This window comes from Streptomyces sp. NPDC000404 (assembly GCF_040300365.1).
Classification (GTDB): Bacteria; Actinomycetota; Actinomycetes; order Streptomycetales; family Streptomycetaceae; genus Streptomyces; species Streptomyces ramulosus.
Genome location: NZ_JBEPDN010000004.1, coordinates 214,546 through 231,478 on the forward strand (window position 1 = coordinate 214,546; position 16,933 = coordinate 231,478).

Genomic DNA, 16,933 nt, shown 5'->3' on the forward strand with positions numbered 1-16,933 from the left:
GACGAGGGACTAGGCCGCGCCCGTCCAGCCGTCCTGCGGGCGGTCGAACCAGAGATGGACCTGGCCCGTGCCGATCGAGTTCTCGTACGCGCCGTACTGGCGCGCCTTGGCCTTGCAGGCCTGTTCGCCGAGGGCGCCGGCCATCATCAGGTAGTGGGAGAACCCGGCCTCGGGCCGGTACCTCCGGAAGTCGTCCATGGTGTCGAGGACCCTGTCGTGGCTGCCCTCCTTGAACCAGGCGATCCGCTCCCGGTCGGCCTCCCGCGCCTCGGGGGTGACGATGTGCGCCGGATCGCTCGCCTCGTGGTCGCGCAGCTCGCGCAGTGGCCAGAAGGTGTGCGACAGGGCGCCGGACGCGATCAGCAGGACGCGTCGGCCGGGGGTGGCGGCGATGCCGTCGGCCAGGGCGCGGCCCAGGCGCAGATGGTCCTCCGCGTCGCCGGTCTGGCAGACGCCGATGGTCACCCAGCGCTTGTCCGGCAGGCCCTCGCCGAGGAACTTCCACAGGTTGATCGTGGCGTAGTAGACCGGCAGGTACGCGTCGTCGATCGGGGTGATCCAGGTGCCGTGCCGGTCGGCGAACGAGGCGATGTGGTGGGCGAGTTCGGGGTCGCCGGGATAGTCGTAGGGCATGCGGGTCATGCCGCGCGGCAGCTCTTCGGAGGTGAACAGGCCGGCGCGGCGCGGCTGGGCGGTGACGACGAACTCGACGGTGGTCGCCCAGTGGGAGTCCAGGACGACGACGGTGTCGTAGTCGTCTCGCTCGAAGACGTCCTCGCGCAGCTGCCGCAGGCCGGTGACGAGAGTGATCTCCTTGCCCTCGTTCAGCTCCCGCCTGGTCTTCTCGGGCAGCACGATGGTGGGGACATGGGCGAGCAGGCCCGCCCCGACGATCTCACCCACGGTCCTTGCCTCCCATCGGCGCGGTGACGGTGTTCTTGAGGTCGCAGTAGAAGTCGAAGCTCCAGGTGGCTCCCTCGCGGCCGACGCCCGAGTGGCGGGAGCCGCCGAACGGGGCCTTGAGGTCCCGGACGAAGAAGCAGTTGACCCAGACCGTGCCGGCGACGAGCCGTGCGGTGACCCGTTCGGCGCGCCCGGCGTCGCCGGTGGCGACCGTGGCGGCGAGGCCGAAGCGGGTGCCGTTGGCCAGGCGCACGGCCTCGTCCTCGTCGGTGAACGTCTGCAGGGTCAGGACGGGGCCGAAGACCTCCTCCTGGACGATCTCGGAGTCCTGGGCGACGTCGGTGAGGAGGGTCGGGGCGTAGTACTGCCCCTCGCCGCGGTGTCCGCCGATCACGGCGCGGGCGCCGGCCGCGAGGGCCCGCTGGACGAAGCCGTCGATCTTCTCCAGCTGCCGGCGGTGGATGTTGGGTCCGATGTCGGTCGTCTCGTCGCGCGGGTCGCCCTGCCGCAGGCGTGCGGCCCTGTCGGTGAAGCGGCGGGTGAACTCCTCGGCCACCGTCTCCTCGACGAGGATGCGGGTGGCTGCCAGGCAGACCTGGCCGGCGTTGTCGTACTGCTCGACGGCGAGGTCGGCGGCGAGGTCCAGATCGGCGTCGGCGAAGACCAGCAGCGGGGACTTGCCGCCCAGTTCGAGGCTGAGCGGGGTGAGGTGGGCCGCGGCCGACGAGGCGATGCGCCGGGCGGTCGGCACGGACCCGGTGAAGCTGATGCGGCGTACGTCCGGATGGGCGGTGAGGGCGTGGCCGATCTCGGAGCCGTACCCCTGCACGACATTGAGGACACCGGCCGGGAGCCCGGCCCCGTCGGCGATGTCGGCGAGCAGCGAGGCCGTCAGCGGGGTCCATTCGGCGGGCTTGAGGACGACGGTGTTCCCGGCCGCCAGCGCCGGGGCGATCTTCCAGGTGGCCAGCATCAGCGGGGCGTTCCACGGGGTGATCAGCACACAGGGGCCGGCCGGGTCCCAGCTGACGTGGTTGGTGTGGCCGCGGGTGTCGAAGTCCTCGTGGCCGAGCCGCAGCAGCCAGTCGGCGAAGAACCGGAAGTTGTGTGCGACGCGGGGCATGACGCCGCGGCGGTGGGAGCGCAGGAGGGCGCCGTTGTCGGCCGTCTCCACGGCGGCCAGTTCCTCCAGCCGCCGCTCGACGCCGTCCGCGACGGCGTGCAGGATGCGGGCGCGCTCGGCGCGCGGGGTGGCGGCCCAGGCCGGGAAGGCGGCCTTGGCGGCGGCGACCGCCGCGGCGGCCTCCATCGCGGTGCCCCGGGCGATCTCGCCGAGGACGCCGCCGTCGATGGGGGAGACATCCGTGAAGGTCTCGGTGGACGCGATGCGTTCACCGCCGATCCAGTGCCGGGTGTCGACGGCGACTTCGGCGACGGTGGTGAGGTGTTCGCTCATGTTCTCCAGTCCTCGTGGTCGGTGCGGCGCGGGTTCACTCGGCGCCGGAGGCGTTCGACTCCAGCAGCCGGCCGCCGTCCCATACCACGCCGACCTGCCGGTAGTAGGCGGCGATCGGTTCGCGGACCTCCAGCCGGGCCAGCTCCTCGGTGGGCGAGGCGAACAGCTCCAGATCGGCGTCGCCCACCCAGGGCTCGCCGCCCTCGAAGGAGGCGGCGCCGGACTCGATCAGCTCGTCCAGGGCCAGGCCCCCGCCCTTCTCGATGGCGGGCAGCCAGCGGTGGTGGGCCATGGGATGGCCGTTGACGAAGCCGTTGGTCCCGGACGGCTCGCGCAGGGTGACGACGGCCTGGGCCAGGCGGCGGTCGGCGGCGGCGAGGGTCGCGCCGAACCGGGCGCCGGCCTCGATGCGGGGTGCGGGCCCGTAGGGGTGCGGGCGGGTCTGGTGGATGGAGCCGAGCTTCTTCGGATAGCCCTGGTGCAGTCCCCGGGCTATGGCGAAGTCCTTGTCGACCCAGATGTACACGCAGCGCGTGTAGGTCCGTCCCTTGTACCGGCAGCGCACGACCGCGAACGCCTCCTTGTACTGGGCGAGCACCGGATCGAGCAGCTCCTGCCCCGAGGCGGCGCAGGACTGCCAGTCGGCCCAGATCAGCGCGACGGCGCCGGGGTCCTCGTCGGCGAGTTCCAGGGGCTCGGGCAGGAGTTCGCGCACGCGGGAGGGGTCGGTGCGGTATTCGACGGTGAGGAGGTCGCCGGAGTAGCGCCACGGCGGCGCGGGGATCAGCGACGAGGCGCCGGTCGCCGTCTTGGGGTGGAAGTATCCACGGACACTGGCCACTTGGGCTCCTTACGCGGTGAGGGAGGGCTGCTTGAGGAGCTCGGCGCGGTGGCGGGCGGCGGCCGCCGCGGCGGCCCGGCCGCCCAGGGCGACGACGCCGATCAGGCGGTCCGCGCGGTGGTAGCCGACCAGGACGTCCCCGTCGAGGTCGCCGTCCAGGACGCGTACGTCGTCCTTGCCGAGGGCCGGGGCGCCGAAGGACTGGAGACGGAAGTCGTGCTGGTCGCTCCAGAAGGTCGGCAGCGGCGCGAACGGCGCGAGGCCGGCGTCGGTGCCGGTGAGGTGTGCGGCGAGCACCTTCGCGGCGTGTCTGGCCGTGTCGGTGGGGATGGACCAGTGCTCGACGCGGCGCGGGACACCGTCGTACCGGGCGTTGGGGAAGCGTGCGATGTCGCCGGCGGCGATGACGTCCGGGCGTCCGCCGACCCGCAGCTGCTCGTCCGTGAGGACGCCGTCGGAGAGGTCCAGGCCGTTGCCTTCGAGCCACTCGGTGTTGGCCGCGGAGCCGACCGACTCCACCACCACGTCCGCGGCGAGGACCCTGCCGTCGGCCAGGGCCACCCCGGTGACCTTGTCGTCGCCGTGGAAGGCGGTCACCCCCGTGCCGAGGGCGAAGCGGATGCCCCGCTGTTCATGGCGTCTGAGCAGCGCGCCGGCGAGCAGCTCGCCCAGCGGCCCGGCCATGGGCAGCGGCAGCGGGTCGACCACGGTGACCTCGGCGGCGCCGAGGGCGAGGGCGGTGGCGGCCACCTCGCAGCCGATGAATCCGGCTCCCACGACGACCACGCGTACGCCCGGCCGGGTCAGCGCCTCGCGCAGCCCCCGGGCGTCGTCCAGGGTGCGGACGGTGTGCCGTCCGGCGAGGGGACCGGGGCAGCGCAGCCGTCGGGGGCGCATGCCGGTGGCCACGACGAGACCGCGGTAGGGCAGGGTCTCGCCGTCGTCGAGTTCGACGGTCCGCCGGTCGAGGGCGGCGCGTACGACCCTGGTACTCAGGCGCCACCGCACGTCACGGACCTCGGCCCGGGTCCGGAAGGCGAGTGAGTCGAGGGACGCCCGGCCCGCCAGGAACTCCTTGGACAGCGGAGGCCGGTTGTAGGGCATGTGGGGCTCGTCCCCGACGAGGGTGATCGGCCCGTCCCAGCCCGCGGCGCGCAGTTGCTCGGCGGCGCGCAGCCCGGCCATGGAGGCGCCGGCCACGACGATGGGTGCGGTCACGGCTCAGTCCTCGATCCGGATGGCCTGCAACGGACAGACGTCGGCGGCTTCCTCGACGTCGCCGCGCAGGGTCTCGTCGGGGTCGGCGACATAGGCCAGACGCCCGTCGTCGTCGAAGCGGAAGACGTCGGGGGCGGCGAAGACGCACTGGCCGTGGTCCTGGCACTTGTTCATGTCGACGACGACCTGCATGACCGTTCCTCCTGGTGCTGGGGGGAGCGTCGGGAAAAGGAGAGGGAGAGGAAGAAAGAGGGGGCCCGGACCCACGGGGGGCCGGGCCCCTGCCAAAGGGGTGCGGTGAACACCGGCCCCAACTCGTTTGGCATCAAACAACATAGGAACCGGCCGGGCTCCGGTCAATAGCTATCCGGATGGATAAATTTCTGTGCCACAACCCTTGCGGGACGGTGGCCGGCGTCCCTACGGTTTGCCAACCAACAAGCGAGCGGCGTCCTGCCTCCCCGCGGTCCGAAGCCCTCGCATCCCGTTTCCCCCCGTGCCGCGAGCGCTGTTTCCCCTCGTGCCGCGAGCGCCGGGGAGGCGCCCCCCTTCCCCTTGAGGAGACACCGGTGAGCGCATCCGACATCCCATCCGTCCGCCGCCGCATGGAGCAGCTCGCCGCCGAGGGCATCGACGTGGTCCGGGTCACCTATCCCGACCTCATCGGCACCGAACGGGCCCGGGACGTCCTGCTGGACCACCTGCCCTCGGCCTGCGAGCACGGCCTCGCCTTCTGCCGCGCCGTCTACCACACCAACCCCGAGGGCGATGTGGTCCCGGTCGCGGGAGGGCTGGACGCCGGCCTGCCCGACATCTGCGTACGCCCCGACCTCGACACCCTGACCGCCCTGCCCTGGGAACCCGGCGTCGCCAGCTGCCTCGGCGACGTCACCGACCCGGCCACCGGACTGCCCGCACCGGAGTCGCCCCGCGATCTGCTGCGCACGGTGATCGACCGATGCGGCGAGTACGGCCTGAATCCGGTCGTCGGCCCGGAGCTGGAGTACTTCCTGTGCGACGCGGACCCCGCGAACCCGCAGGGCTGGCGCCGCTACAGCGACGCCGCGGGCGTCGTCTACACGGCGGGCCTGCGCGCGGACGGCGACAACCACCTGCTGCGCACCCTGCGCCTGCTGCGTGACCTGGACATCGACATCAGCAGCGGCAACCACGAGTTCGACGGCTCGCAGTTCGAGATCAACCTGAACCACTCCGACGCCATGACGGCCGCGGACCGCGCCTTCCGCTTCAAATCCGCGGTCAAGGAACTGGCCCGCAAGGAGGGCCGGCTGGCCACCTTCATGGCCAAGCCCTTCCAGGGCGCGGGCGGATCCGGCTTCCACCTCCACATGTCCTGCGTGGACGACGAGGGCAACAACGCCTTCGCCGACCCGTCCGCGCCGTACGGCCTGACCGCCGTCGCGCGCCACGCGGTGGCCGGCGTCCTCGCCCACGCCCCGGCACTCGCGGCGCTGGCCAACCCGACGGTCAACTCCTACAAGCGCTTCGGCCCCGACACCCTCGCGCCCTGGCTGATCGACTGGGGGCTGGACAACCGCAGCGCCATGGTCCGCATTCCGCCGGAACGCGGCTTCGGCACCCGCCTCGAACTGCGCCTGGGAGACGCGAGCGCGAACCCCTACCTGCTGATCGCGGGCACCCTCGCGGCAGCGCTTCTGGGGGTCTTCGCCGGTGAGGAGCCCGCCGCCCCGCTGGAGGGCTACGGCTACGACACCGCCGTGTCCGCCCTCCTGCCGGCGACCCTGCCCGACGCCCTCGACGCGCTGGAGGCGGACACCGCGCTGACCGAGGTGCTCGGCAAGGACTTCACCACCGCCTACCTCTCGTACAAGCGCGACGAGGTCGCACGCTTCCATCGGCACGTCACCGACTGGGAGTTCACCGAGTACGCCTACCACCTGTGATACCGAGGAGACGCACCCATGACCTCCGTGACGACCACACCGCCCGCGTCCGGTGCCATCGACGAGCCGATGCCCCTGGCCCAGGTGGACCTGGCTGATCTCGACAACTTCACCGACGGTGTCACACCGTGGCGCATGTTCCACACCCTCCGCCATGAGGACCCCGTCCACTGGCAGCCGGAGGAGGCGCCCAACTCCGGCTTCTGGGCGGTCACCCGGCACGCCGACATCGCCCGCGTCGACCGGGACGCCGAGACGTTCACCTCGACCAGGTTCGTGAACCTGGAGGAGGTCGACGACGACCAGATCAAGAAGCGTGCCTCCATCCTGGAGCTGGACGGAGTGCGCCACCGCGCCATGCGCAGCCTCCTGCAGCGCCAGTTCGGCGCGAGCGTCATCAACAGCTACGCCGACTTCCTGCGCGGCCTGACCGCCACCACGCTGGACGCGGCCCTGGCCAAGGGCACCTTCGACTTCGTCAAGGAGGTCTCCGCCGACTTCCCCATCAACGTCCTCGCCCGCCTCCTGGACGTGCCCCCGGAGGACAACCAGCAGCTCATCGACTGGGGCAACCGCATCATCGGCAACACCGACCCCGACTACGCCGATGTCCTCCTGCACAGCGACGAGAGCGAGAGGTACCGCGACCTGCCGTTCCGCTCGCCCGCCTCGCTGGAGGTCTTCGCGTACGGCCGCGAGCTCGCCCGGCAGCGGCGCGGCGGCGCCGGCACCGACCTGATCTCCAAGCTCGTCAACGAGACCCCGCGCGACGGGGTACCGCTCTCGGCACAGGACTTCGACAACTACTTCCTGCTCCTGGTCGTCGCCGGCAACGAGACCACCCGCCACACCATCAGCCACTCCATGCTGGCCCTCCTCCAGCACCCCGAGCAGTTCGCCCGCCTCCAGGAGGACCCCTCGCTGATCCCCGCGGCGGTGGAGGAGTTCCTGCGCTGGGCCTCCCCCGTCTACCACTTCCGCCGCACGGCCACGCGCGACGTCGAACTCGGCGGCAAGCAGGTCAAGGAGGGCGACAAGGTCGTCATGTGGTTCGCCTCCGGCAACCGCGACGAGGAAGTCTTCGCCAACCCCTACGACTTCGACGTGACCCGGAAGGACAACGACCACGTCACCTTCGGCAAGGGCAGCCCCCACCTGTGCCTGGGCAACCTGCTCGCGCGCACCGAGATCCGCATCATGTTCGAGGAGCTCATCCCGCGTCTGGCGGACGTCAAGCTCGCCGGAGACGTCCCGCGGGTGCGCTCCAACTTCGTGAACGGCATCAAGAAACTGCCCGTCGAGGTCACCCTCGCCTGACCGTGAGGACTGATCACGGCCCATCGGCCCCGGCCGGCCGACTCAAGGTCGTCCGGAACGGGGCCTCAGCCGGTGGATCACCGCGCGGCGGGACGAGTCCCGTACGCGGTGGAATGCGTCAGCGGCGGGCGTACCGCGCGGTCACCACGGCGGCCAGCGGAGCGAGCGCGAACAGTGCGAACATCCAGCGTGCGGTGGATTGCAGGTCGCCGGCGCCCACGCGGTCGGAGAATCCGACGACGTTGGCGACCGTGCCCGCGAGCGCCGACCCGAACGCGGTCGCGGTGAGCTGGACCGTCGTGACCGAGGAGCCCGCGAGGTCCTGGTCCGCATCCGGCGCCAACTGCAGGACCCGGGTGAGCAGATGCGGCCACGCCATGCCGATCCCCAGCCCAGGGCGAGCAGTCCGGCGCTCACCGCCGCGATCGCCGCGATCGTGCCCGAGTGGGCCGGACCGACGAAGAAGAGCCCGACGAGCCCGGCCAGGGAGACGACCGGGCCGACGCCGATGACCGTGCGGCTGCGGTGGGACATGCCGCTGCACGCGACCGAGCCGAGCGTCCAGCCGGCGGCCAGGACGGCGCCCAGGTAGCCGGCCGCGAGCGGCCCGATCCCCTGGAGCCGCTGCCGAAGTAGGGGACGTAGACCTCGAGCAGGCTCACGCTCGCCCAGGGGATCCGCGGGGTCGCCCCCTCCGCCTTTCCCTTCGGCCGGCGCATCGCTCCCCAGAAGCCGAAGAACAGCAGGAACGGCAGACTGCGAGGCCCCGGCCGACCTCGCAGAGCGCTCTTCAGAAACGACGGTTTCCCAGACGGTTTTCCATGGATGGGACTTCAACACGCCCTACGGCCGCAGCGCGACGCCGGCCCCGCGGAGCAGCGCGGCGAGATTGTCCGGGAGCGGCATGGTGGTGTTGATCCCGACCCGGGTACGGCCGGTGTTGCCGTCCGGGTACTTTCCGGCCGCGGAACCGGGGGCGGCGACGACCAGGCGCACCAGCTGGCCGAGCATCTCCCGCACGTCGCGGTCCTGAAGGGCGAGGCGGAACATCACGCCGTGGGTGCGGGTGTGGGGCCAGGGCCAGGGCTGGGACAGGATGTGTGCCCGCTCCACGGCCCGCCTGCGCTGCGCCGTGGGCCCGGGGGCGCGGGCGGCGGGCGCGCAGGTCAGTGCTGGTGATGCCCGGGGCGGTGGACGGGGCCGTGGGGTTCTTCGCAGTGGCCTGCCGCGGCGCCGATGAGTGCGGCGTGCTGCGCGTGGTCGACCTGGAGTGTGCTGTGGGTGATGCCGTATTCGGCGGCGAGAAACCGTTCGAGGTCCCGGCGGGTGGCGTGGCAGTCGGCGGCGGCGTCGACCAGCACGTGGGCGGAGAGCGCGTTCTGACCGGAGGTGATCTGCCTGACGTGCAGGTCGTGGATCTCGGTCACCGGCGGTCGGCCGGCGAGCCGGTCGCCCAGGGCGTCGGGGTCGATATGGGCGGGGGGCGGCTTCCAGGAAGACGCGGCCGGATTCCCGGACGAGCCCGTAGCCGGCCTTGGCCATCAGGGCGACGACTATGGCCGATACATGGCAAAGGTCGCACCGGTGACCGTTGTCATCACCAGCGAACACCCCCTGACCTGCGAAAAGGCCGCCAACGAGGAGGGACGGGACCGCCCCTCTCCGGCCCCTGCTCATCCCGTGTGCCCGGTCGTCACACCGACTGGTGGACGACCGGGCACACGGGGCCGGGCGGGCCGGGAACGGTCACGCGTGCGCGGCGTGGACCTGTGAGCCGCGCAGATAGGTCGCCAGCACCTTCGTCTCGTGGATCCGGCGGACCTCGACGTCGAAGAGGTTCTGCGACAGGACGAGGAAGTCCGCGGATTTTCCCGCCTCGATGCTGCCGACGCGCTCGCCGAGGCCCAGCGCCTCGGCCGGGCGCCGGGTGAAGCTGATCAGCGCTTCGTGGAGCGTGAGCCGCTGCGCGGGGTTGATCGTCTCCTCGCTGCCGCCGGGCGCCTCCCGGGTGATCACCGTCTCGATCCCGGTCCAGGGGTGCGGCATGGGAGCCCCGGCGGGCCAGTCGGTGCCGGCCGAGACATTGGCCCCGGAGGCCAGCAGATCCGCGAGCGGGTAGGTCTTCTCGATGGTCCTGGCCGGCACACAGGCCGCCATGCTGTCCTGGATGATGCTCGGGTACCACAGGTAGGGCGACGCGTCCGCGACGATGCCCAGTTCGGCGAACCTGCGCACGTCGGACGGGTCGACGAACAGCGGGTGCGCGATGTGGAAGACCGGCCCCGATCCATGCCGCCGGCGGATGACCGCTATCGCGTCCAGGGCCAACCTCGTCGAGGCGTCCCCGGCCGCGTGGATCTTCACCCCGCGCCCGGCGCGGACCGCCTCTTCGAGTTCGTCGACGAGTCCGTCCAGGTCGTACAGGCATTCCCCGGAACTCGGCCCGTGGGAGGAGCACCCGTGGGGCAGGTAGGGGTCCAGCATGGCGGCGGTCCGGGTCATGGGGACGCCGTCGAGGAACAGCTTGACGAATCCCACGTGGAGCAGTTCGGAGCCGAACCGCTCGGACACCGCGAGCAGTTCCTTACCGGTGATTCCGGGTTCCGCGAGCAGCGGTCGCGCCACCGTGGACGCCACGACCCTGAGGGTGAGTTCGCCTTCGGCCTCCAGCGCCGCGAACGTGCGCAGGGCCGGTTCCATGGTCGCGGCGTCGCAGGCGGTGGTGATCCCGACCTCGTTGCAGACCCTCGCGGCGGTCGCGAAGGTGACGCGGTGCCGGGCCTCCGGGTTCTCGATGCTCGCGGCGAACGCCTCCTCCGCCACACGGGACGCCTGCTCCCACAGCACTCCGGTGAGGCGGCCCGCCTCGTCGCGCACATACGTACCGCCCTCGGGATCGGGCGAGGCGGCCGTGACCCCCATCGCCTGAAGTGCTGCGCTGTTGACCCACCTGTTGTGCTGCGTATCGTCCTTGATCACCACGGGATGTCCGGCGGATGCCTCGTCGAGCCGGGCGAGTGCGTCGACGTCCGCGAGCCTTTCCAGCGCCGTCGAACCGATGACCCCGCCGGCGATCCACTCGCCGGGCTCCAGCTCCGCCGCCCGCGCCGCGACCGCCGCGCAGATCTCGTCGAGTCCGTAGTGCGGTGCGATCTGCAGGTCCCATGCCACCAGCGCCCCGCCCAGGCCGAGGTGGGTGTGGACGTCGCAGATTCCCGGCATGACCATCCTGCCGTCCGCGTCGACGACGGTCGTTTCCGGGCCGGCCAGCCGCGTGATGTCCGCGGAGCTTCCGACGGCGGCGAACTCCCCGTCGGTGACGGCGAATGCCTCCGCCGTGTTTCCCGCCGGATCACCGGTGAATACGGCGGCGTTGACAACGATCAGATCGGGCGTCCTGCTCATGGTTTCCTCTCGCACGGCCCACCAGGGCGTCGGATTCCTCGTCGCCATCCCCTGTGGGCGGAGGCGTTGTCGTTGATTCGTTCCATCGATGCGGCGATTCGCTCCACCGGTACGGCGTCGGTGCCGGGACGCCTATGCGGTGGGGGACATGAGCGTGGTCGCGTGGACGGCGGGGCGTCGGTCGGCCCACGGCATCGCCTTCTCCAGCTGGGCGGCGACCCGTAGCAGCATCGCCTCCGAGCAGGCCGGGCCGGCGAGTTGGACGCCGATGGGCAGTCCCTGCGCCGACATCGCGAGCGGCAGGCTGATCGCGGGAGTGCCGGTCTGGTTGAACAGCGAGGTGAAGGAGCAGGCGTCGAAGATCCGCGCGGTCCACTCGAACGCGCTGAGGTCCGCGTTGGCGTCGAGGTGGCCGAGCGGCGGCGCGGGGGTGTTCAGGGTGGGGGTCAACAGCAGGTCGTACTCGGTGAAGAACCGTCCGACCTCGCGGGAGACGGTGTTGAGCGTCGTGAGGGCGGTGCCGAGTGTGACGGCGTCGACCCGGCGACCGTATTCGACGCATGACCAGGTGGTGCGTTCGAGGTTTTCCGGGCCTGCCGTCGCGCCGGTCAGCGCCTCGATCCAGGCGACGGACCCGGCCAGGGAGGACGACCAGAGCACGGTGTTCGCGTGCAGGAGCGCCTCCCAGGTGAGGCTCGGCGTCCCGTGTTCGACGCGATGGCCCGCCGCTTCGAGCACCCTGGCGGTCTCCTCGACCGCCCGGGCCACCTCCGGATCCACGTAGCTGCCCGCCCAGGACTCGGTGTGCACGGCGATCCGCAGCCGTCCCGGATCCGCGCGCACCTCCTGGGCCCACGGGCGCGCCGGCGGGGCGATGACGAACGGGTCGCCCGGGTAGCTCACGGCCACCTCGTCGAGCAGCGCCGCGGTGTCACGGACCGTCCGGGTCACCGCAAGCTCGGCGCCCATCCCGTAAAGCCCCTCGGCCCCGTCCGGACCGGAGGGCACCCGGCCCCGGCCGGGCTTCAGGCCGACCAGTCCGTTGCAGGCGGCGGGCACGCGGATGGAACCACCACCGTCGTTGGCGTGCGCCAGCGGAACCGCCCCCGTGGCGACGAGCACGGCCGCGCCGCCGCTGGATCCGCCGGCGCTGTGGGCGGTGTGCCACGGATTGCGCGTCGAACCGTAGGCCAGCGCCTCGGAGTTGCCGTTGAAGCCCAGCTCCGGCGTCGTCGTCACGGCCAACGTCGCCAGACCGGCCGCGCGGAAGCGTTCCATGAGGTGCGTGTCGGCGGCCGGTACGTAGCCGTCGCCCAAAAGACGCGTGCCCATGCGCGTCGGCACCCCTGCCGCGTGGCAGACGAGATCCTTGATCGCGAACGGAACACCGGCGAACCGGCCGTCGGCGGCGTGGTCGAGGGGACGGTCGAACGGCCCCTCGGCGACCGCGTTCAGCTCCTTGTCGACCCGGGCTATGGCCTCGGTGGCCAGGGCGGCGACCTCATCGGCGGTGACCTCCCCGGAGGCGATGACCGCGGCGAGAGCGGTCGCGTCGAGGGCGGCGTATTCGTCGAAGTTCATCAAGATCTCCCCTTGCCGTGACGCGGAGGTGGCTCGTTGGCCGGTTGGCCACCCGCAAGTTACGAGCCTGTGAGGTTCCGCACCTCGGCCGAAAAGCCGATACCTCCGCGCCGTGGCTGTGCATCCGGCAGCGGATGCCGGGCATGCGGGCGCCTTGAGGAGGGGAACAACCTTTTCGGATCCGACATCGTTCGCATGCCGGGATCGCTCCACAAAGATGATCCGCAGCCTTGACACCGTCCTGCGGCCGCCCTCATGATTCGTCCGATATCGGGAGGTTTCGAATGGCTGCGGACGTACAGTGGTGGGTCCGGCTCGCCGGGGAGATCCGCGCGGCCGGCCGGGGCGAGATGCCCGTCGATGCCCCGCTGCGCTCCGTGCGCGACACGCTCGGGTTCGACTGCGCCGCGCTGGTCACCTCCCGGCTCCCGCACCCCGGCGGCGCCACGCACACCGCCGTCGCCAACCTCGGCTATCCGGCGGAGACCCTCGCCTACATCACGGCGACGTACAGCCGGACCTGCCCGGTCCATCAGCTCGCCCTACGCCGGGGCACCCACCTGCGGTTCGCGGACGTGCCGTTCGACATCCGCGAGACCCGGACGTACCGAGACGCGATCTTGCCCAACGATTTCCGTGAAGGCCTGACCCTGCCGCTGCCGCCGCCCGCCGCCGGCGCGCCGAATCCGGGTTTCCTCGCGATGAGTTCACGGCACGCCACCCCGCTCGACGACGCATCGTGTCTCGCGCTGACGATGCTGTCGCACGACCTCGCCGCACTCCTCGACCCCGGCGCCGAGGCCGATGACACCGCGGCCGAGGTGGTCCTCTGGGTCTCGCAGGACCTGGTCGAGATCAGGACCGGGGACCTCGGCCGAGTACCGCTGACCCGTACCGAGCTTCACCTCGCCGTGCAAGCCGCCGTCGCCGCTACGGCCGACCGCACCGGCTTTCACCACCGCGCCGCCGACGGCAACTGGTGGCGCATCGATGCGGTGCGCCGGGCGGACGCGGTCCTTCTGCGGATCGGCCGCACGGCTACGCCCGGCCGCCTGACCAGCCGCGAACTCGACGTCGTCGGCCTGGTCGCGCGGGGGTGGCCCAACGAACGGATCTCCCAGGCGCTGGGCATCACGGTCCGCACCGTCCGCAGCCACATCGAGTCCTCACTCCTCAAGCTCGGCTGCCCCAACCGCACCGCACTCGCCCGCACCGCCTTCGAGCACCAACTCGACACCCTGCGCGCCCTGCACGCCGCGACCCGCTGACCACGGCCACGGGATCGTTCACCACCCGGGCACCCGGGCACCCGGGCACCCGGAGGCCGGACGCGGAGGGACGTGTCGGCGGATCCCTCCTACGCCTGACCGTCGCGTACCCATGGAGTGTTGCCAATCATTGTGTAACAATCCCTGCATCGGCGGCCTGGCCTCAGGTCCGACCGGCCGCGGAGAGTGGCGCCGAGCAGGCACACCCGCCAGGTCGACCACGGACTCAAGGGTTCACTTGCGGCCGATGGGGCATGGTCCGCCGTGCGAAATGCGGGTACTACGGCAGTTAAGGGAACGTCACCCGGCAATCCCTCACAATCAATCGCTACATACGCGTTGGCATTGTGTACCAATCATTTCAGGCGCCATCCACGAGTTCTTCCACTCCGGCGATGAGGAGTATGCGCATGACCACGTCCGAACCCGAGGTCGAGAAGCTGCCCAGGGAGAGGCCGAAGCGCCGGCTTCCCCGGCCCTCGGAGATCCTGCCACTCGTCAAGTTCCGGCCGCCCCGGTTCGACGCCCGCGAGCGCCGCCTCGCACACGCTCACACCATCGAGGATCTGCGCACCCTCGCGCGGCGCCGCACTCCCCGGTCGGTCTTCGACTACGTCGACGGTGCGGCGGAGCAGGAGATCAGCATCGGCAGAGCACGTCGTGCGTTCGAGGACATCGAGTTCCATCCGCGGGTGCTGCGCGATGTCTCACGGGTCGACGCGTCGGCCGACGTCCTCGGTGCGCGGACGGCCCTCCCGCTCGTGCTGGCGCCCACGGGGTTCACCCGCATGATGCACCACGAGGGCGAGATCGCCGTCGCCCGGGCGGCGGCCCGGGCCGGCATTCCCTATGCGCTGTCGACGATGGGCACCACCGATCTCGAAAGCGTCCGAGCCTGCGCGCCGACGGCACGGCAGTGGTTCCAGCTCTATCTCTGGAAGGACCGCGAGGCGAGCGAGGCGCTCATCGAACGAGCGGCGAAGGCCGGGTACGAGGCCCTGGTCCTGACCGTCGACACGCCCGTGGGCGGAGCACGGATGCGCGACATCCGCAACGGGCTCACCATCCCGCCCACCCTGACACTGCGCACCCTCGCAGGCATGGCGATGCGGCCCGCCTGGTGGCTGAACATCCTGACCACCGAGCCGTTGCGGTTCGCCTCGCTCAGCAGCTTCGACGGCACGGTCGCGGAGTTGGCGGGCAGGATGTTCGACCCTTCGGTCACCGTCGAGGATCTGCGGTGGCTGCGGGAGCGCTGGCCGGGAAAGCTGGTGGTCAAGGGAGTCCAGAGCATCGAGGACGCCAGGACGCTGGTCGATCACGGGGTGGAGGCGATCGTGCTCTCGAACCACGGGGGGCGGCAACTCGACCGGGCGCCGACCCCGCTCGAACTGCTGCCGCGCGTGGTCGACGCGGTCGGACACGACTGCGAGATCCTCATCGACACCGGTGTGCGCACCGGCGCCGACCTCCTCGCCGCGCGAGCGCTGGGCGCCTCCGCGGCGATGGTCGGCAGGCCGTACCTCTACGGCCTCATGGCGGCGGGGGAACAGGGCGTCGACCGGGCGATAGAGATCTTCGGCACCGAGTACGCGCGGACGATGCGGTTGCTCGGTGTGGCGAGCACGGACGAGCTGTCCGCACAACACGCCTCGCTGCGCCGCACGATGGGCGAGCGACTATGATCAGCGGTCATGCCGGGAGCCTCTGCCGAATCGAGTAGCACATTGCGTGAGGGAGTCGGGGCGAGCAGTACGCCGGACAGCATCGCGCGAGCGCTGCGCGATGACCTCTTGGAGGGGATCCTCGAACCCGGGGCACGGCTCACCGAAGAAGCGCTGAGCGCACGTTTCCGGTGCGGTCGGCATTCGGTGCGGGCCGGCCTGCAAACCCTGGTGTCCGAGGGTCTTCTCGAACACCAGCGCAACAGGGGAATCGTGGTGCCCGCGGTGACCGCCGAACGCATCGACGACATGTGCTCGTACCGGTCGGTCCTGGAACTGGGGGCTCTGCGGCTGGCGCTCACCCAGGGTGCGGATTTCTCGGCGGTCTCCGAGGCGGTCGGCCGGCTGGAGTCCCTCACCGCCGAGACGCCGTGGCGTCACGTGGTCGAGGCGCACAGCGCGGTGCACACGAAGATCGTGGAGGCCGGCGGCAACGCACGAGTGGTGGCGGCGCACCGCGCCTGCCAGAACGAGCTCAACTGCATGCTCGCGACGATCCGGTCCGATTTCTCGGCGCCCCGGCTGGCCATGGTGCACCGGCACCTCGTCGATCAGCTCCGGGTCGGCGGCGAGGTCGCGCTCCGCGCCCTGGAGGACGATCTGGAACTCGGCGGACGCGCCGCCATGCACCTCGCCCTGCGCCGGCAGCGCGGGGCACCGGCCCACATCCGGTGAGACGGGCCGCCCCTCGTCCCTCGTGCGGACCGCTCAATTCCGCGTCCACGACCCCAGGATCATGAGTGTCTTGGTGCCGGTGACATTGCCGGTGCGGCGCAGTCCGTCGATGACGTGCTGCAGATGTCCGATGTCGCGCACGCGCACGTGCACGAGGGAGTCCGGGGCGCCGGCGATGGTGAAGACGGCTTGCACCTCGGCCGTTTTGTAGGCGGTACGGACGATTTCCCCTACGGGTGTGGTGCCCGTGTAGGTGAGTTCGACGAAGGCCTCGATGGACCATCCGAGCTTCGAGTGATCGACCTGGACCGTGAAGCCGGTGATGACGCCGCTCTGCCGGAGCCGGTCGACCCGGCGCTTGACCGCGGCGACCGACAGCCCCACCTCGGGGGCCATCTCGGAGAACGTGCGCCTGCCGTCCTCCCTGAGCATGCGCAGCAGCTGGTGGTCCACATCGTCGATCTCGGTCACTCGAAGCTCCCGGCTTGGCAGCAGTAGCGGCAGTAGCGAAGCAATTTATTTGAGCCAACTCCCCCGTTCTTGACGGTAGTTTGCGTCTTCTTACCTGTCAGCCGCAACTTACTTGCGGCGAGATGAGATGTCTTGCTGTCCTGGGCGCC

The 16,933-nt window shown here is 71.0% G+C and carries 16 protein-coding genes and 1 pseudogene; 6 read left to right on the forward strand and 11 right to left on the reverse strand.

The window, feature by feature from the left end:
• Nucleotides 1–9: 9 nt before the first annotated feature.
• Genes ABT345_RS09085 through ABT345_RS09105 form a run of 5 tightly spaced genes read right to left on the reverse strand, consistent with a single transcriptional unit; the run spans nucleotide 10 to nucleotide 4,610 of the window.
• Nucleotides 10–903 carry a 3,4-dihydroxyphenylacetate 2,3-dioxygenase gene (locus tag ABT345_RS09085; RefSeq protein WP_345087697.1) on the reverse strand — a complete coding sequence of 298 codons (894 nt, stop codon included), beginning with the start codon at nucleotides 901–903 and terminating at the stop codon, nucleotides 10–12.
• Nucleotides 896–2,359, reverse strand: a complete 1,464-nt coding sequence (locus tag ABT345_RS09090) for an aldehyde dehydrogenase (protein ID WP_345087700.1) — start codon at nucleotides 2,357–2,359, stop codon at nucleotides 896–898. The genes ABT345_RS09085 and ABT345_RS09090 overlap by 8 nt, the downstream gene beginning before the upstream one ends.
• Nucleotides 2,360–2,393: 34 nt before the next feature.
• Nucleotides 2,394–3,200, reverse strand: coding sequence for an acetoacetate decarboxylase family protein (locus ABT345_RS09095; protein ID WP_345087702.1), 807 nt, complete (start codon nucleotides 3,198–3,200; stop codon nucleotides 2,394–2,396).
• A 9-nt stretch (nucleotides 3,201–3,209) separates the two neighbouring features.
• A complete protein-coding gene (locus ABT345_RS09100; RefSeq protein ID WP_345087704.1) occupies nucleotides 3,210–4,418 on the reverse strand; it encodes an NAD(P)/FAD-dependent oxidoreductase in 1,209 nt (402 codons plus the stop codon).
• A gap of 3 nt (nucleotides 4,419–4,421) precedes the next feature.
• The gene (locus ABT345_RS09105) at nucleotides 4,422–4,610 is read right to left on the reverse strand and encodes a ferredoxin (protein ID WP_345087706.1); all 189 of its coding nucleotides are present in this window, start codon (nucleotides 4,608–4,610) and stop codon (nucleotides 4,422–4,424) included.
• Between the two features lie 377 nt (nucleotides 4,611–4,987).
• Here ABT345_RS09105 and ABT345_RS09110 point away from each other — a divergent pair, with 377 nt between their 5' ends.
• Both ABT345_RS09110 and ABT345_RS09115 read left to right on the forward strand, forming a co-directional pair.
• The gene (locus ABT345_RS09110) at nucleotides 4,988–6,343 is read left to right on the forward strand and encodes a glutamine synthetase family protein (protein ID WP_345087708.1); all 1,356 of its coding nucleotides are present in this window, start codon (nucleotides 4,988–4,990) and stop codon (nucleotides 6,341–6,343) included.
• An 18-nt stretch (nucleotides 6,344–6,361) separates the two neighbouring features.
• Nucleotides 6,362–7,660, forward strand: a complete 1,299-nt coding sequence (locus tag ABT345_RS09115; RefSeq protein WP_345087710.1) for a cytochrome P450 — start codon at nucleotides 6,362–6,364, stop codon at nucleotides 7,658–7,660.
• Between the two features lie 118 nt (nucleotides 7,661–7,778).
• Here ABT345_RS09115 and ABT345_RS09120 read toward each other — a convergent pair whose 3' ends face one another.
• Complete coding sequence (locus ABT345_RS09120; protein ID WP_345087712.1) at nucleotides 7,779–8,039, reverse strand: hypothetical protein; 261 nt, start codon at nucleotides 8,037–8,039, stop codon at nucleotides 7,779–7,781.
• On the opposite strand from ABT345_RS09120, the gene ABT345_RS09125 reads away from it, so the two are divergent.
• Entirely contained in the window at nucleotides 8,025–8,252 is a 228-nt protein-coding gene (locus tag ABT345_RS09125) for a hypothetical protein (RefSeq protein WP_345087714.1), read from the forward strand. The genes ABT345_RS09120 and ABT345_RS09125 overlap by 15 nt on opposite strands.
• 251 nt (nucleotides 8,253–8,503) lie before the next feature.
• Here ABT345_RS09125 and ABT345_RS09130 read toward each other — a convergent pair whose 3' ends face one another.
• The 4 genes and pseudogenes from ABT345_RS09130 to ABT345_RS09145 all read right to left on the reverse strand — a co-directional run bounded on the left by ABT345_RS09130 (nucleotide 8,504) and on the right by ABT345_RS09145 (nucleotide 12,646).
• Complete coding sequence (locus tag ABT345_RS09130) at nucleotides 8,504–8,878, reverse strand: DUF3703 domain-containing protein (RefSeq protein WP_345088151.1); 375 nt, start codon at nucleotides 8,876–8,878, stop codon at nucleotides 8,504–8,506.
• Nucleotides 8,827–9,217: pseudogene (locus tag ABT345_RS09135) on the reverse strand (cation transporter dimerization domain-containing protein); the annotation flags it as partial. The pseudogene ABT345_RS09135 and the gene ABT345_RS09130, both read right to left, overlap by 52 nt.
• Nucleotides 9,218–9,406: 189 nt before the next feature.
• Nucleotides 9,407–11,065, reverse strand: coding sequence for an amidohydrolase (locus ABT345_RS09140; RefSeq protein ID WP_345087716.1), 1,659 nt, complete (start codon nucleotides 11,063–11,065; stop codon nucleotides 9,407–9,409).
• A gap of 132 nt (nucleotides 11,066–11,197) precedes the next feature.
• Nucleotides 11,198–12,646: an amidase gene (locus tag ABT345_RS09145; RefSeq protein WP_345087718.1), complete on the reverse strand. Its 1,449-nt coding sequence runs from the start codon at nucleotides 12,644–12,646 to the stop codon at nucleotides 11,198–11,200.
• A gap of 284 nt (nucleotides 12,647–12,930) precedes the next feature.
• On the opposite strand from ABT345_RS09145, the gene ABT345_RS09150 reads away from it, so the two are divergent.
• The 3 genes from ABT345_RS09150 to ABT345_RS09160 all read left to right on the forward strand — a co-directional run bounded on the left by ABT345_RS09150 (nucleotide 12,931) and on the right by ABT345_RS09160 (nucleotide 16,313).
• The gene (locus tag ABT345_RS09150; protein WP_345087720.1) at nucleotides 12,931–13,914 is read left to right on the forward strand and encodes a helix-turn-helix transcriptional regulator; all 984 of its coding nucleotides are present in this window, start codon (nucleotides 12,931–12,933) and stop codon (nucleotides 13,912–13,914) included.
• A 410-nt stretch (nucleotides 13,915–14,324) separates the two neighbouring features.
• On the forward strand, nucleotides 14,325–15,599 hold the full coding sequence (locus tag ABT345_RS09155; protein ID WP_345087722.1) for an alpha-hydroxy acid oxidase: 1,275 nt from the start codon (nucleotides 14,325–14,327) through the stop codon (nucleotides 15,597–15,599).
• A 9-nt stretch (nucleotides 15,600–15,608) separates the two neighbouring features.
• On the forward strand, nucleotides 15,609–16,313 hold the full coding sequence (locus ABT345_RS09160) for a GntR family transcriptional regulator (RefSeq protein ID WP_345087724.1): 705 nt from the start codon (nucleotides 15,609–15,611) through the stop codon (nucleotides 16,311–16,313).
• Nucleotides 16,314–16,346: 33 nt separating this feature from the next.
• Here ABT345_RS09160 and ABT345_RS09165 read toward each other — a convergent pair whose 3' ends face one another.
• Nucleotides 16,347–16,784 carry an Lrp/AsnC family transcriptional regulator gene (locus ABT345_RS09165; RefSeq protein WP_345087726.1) on the reverse strand — a complete coding sequence of 146 codons (438 nt, stop codon included), beginning with the start codon at nucleotides 16,782–16,784 and terminating at the stop codon, nucleotides 16,347–16,349.
• Between the last annotated feature and the right edge of the window lie 149 nt (nucleotides 16,785–16,933).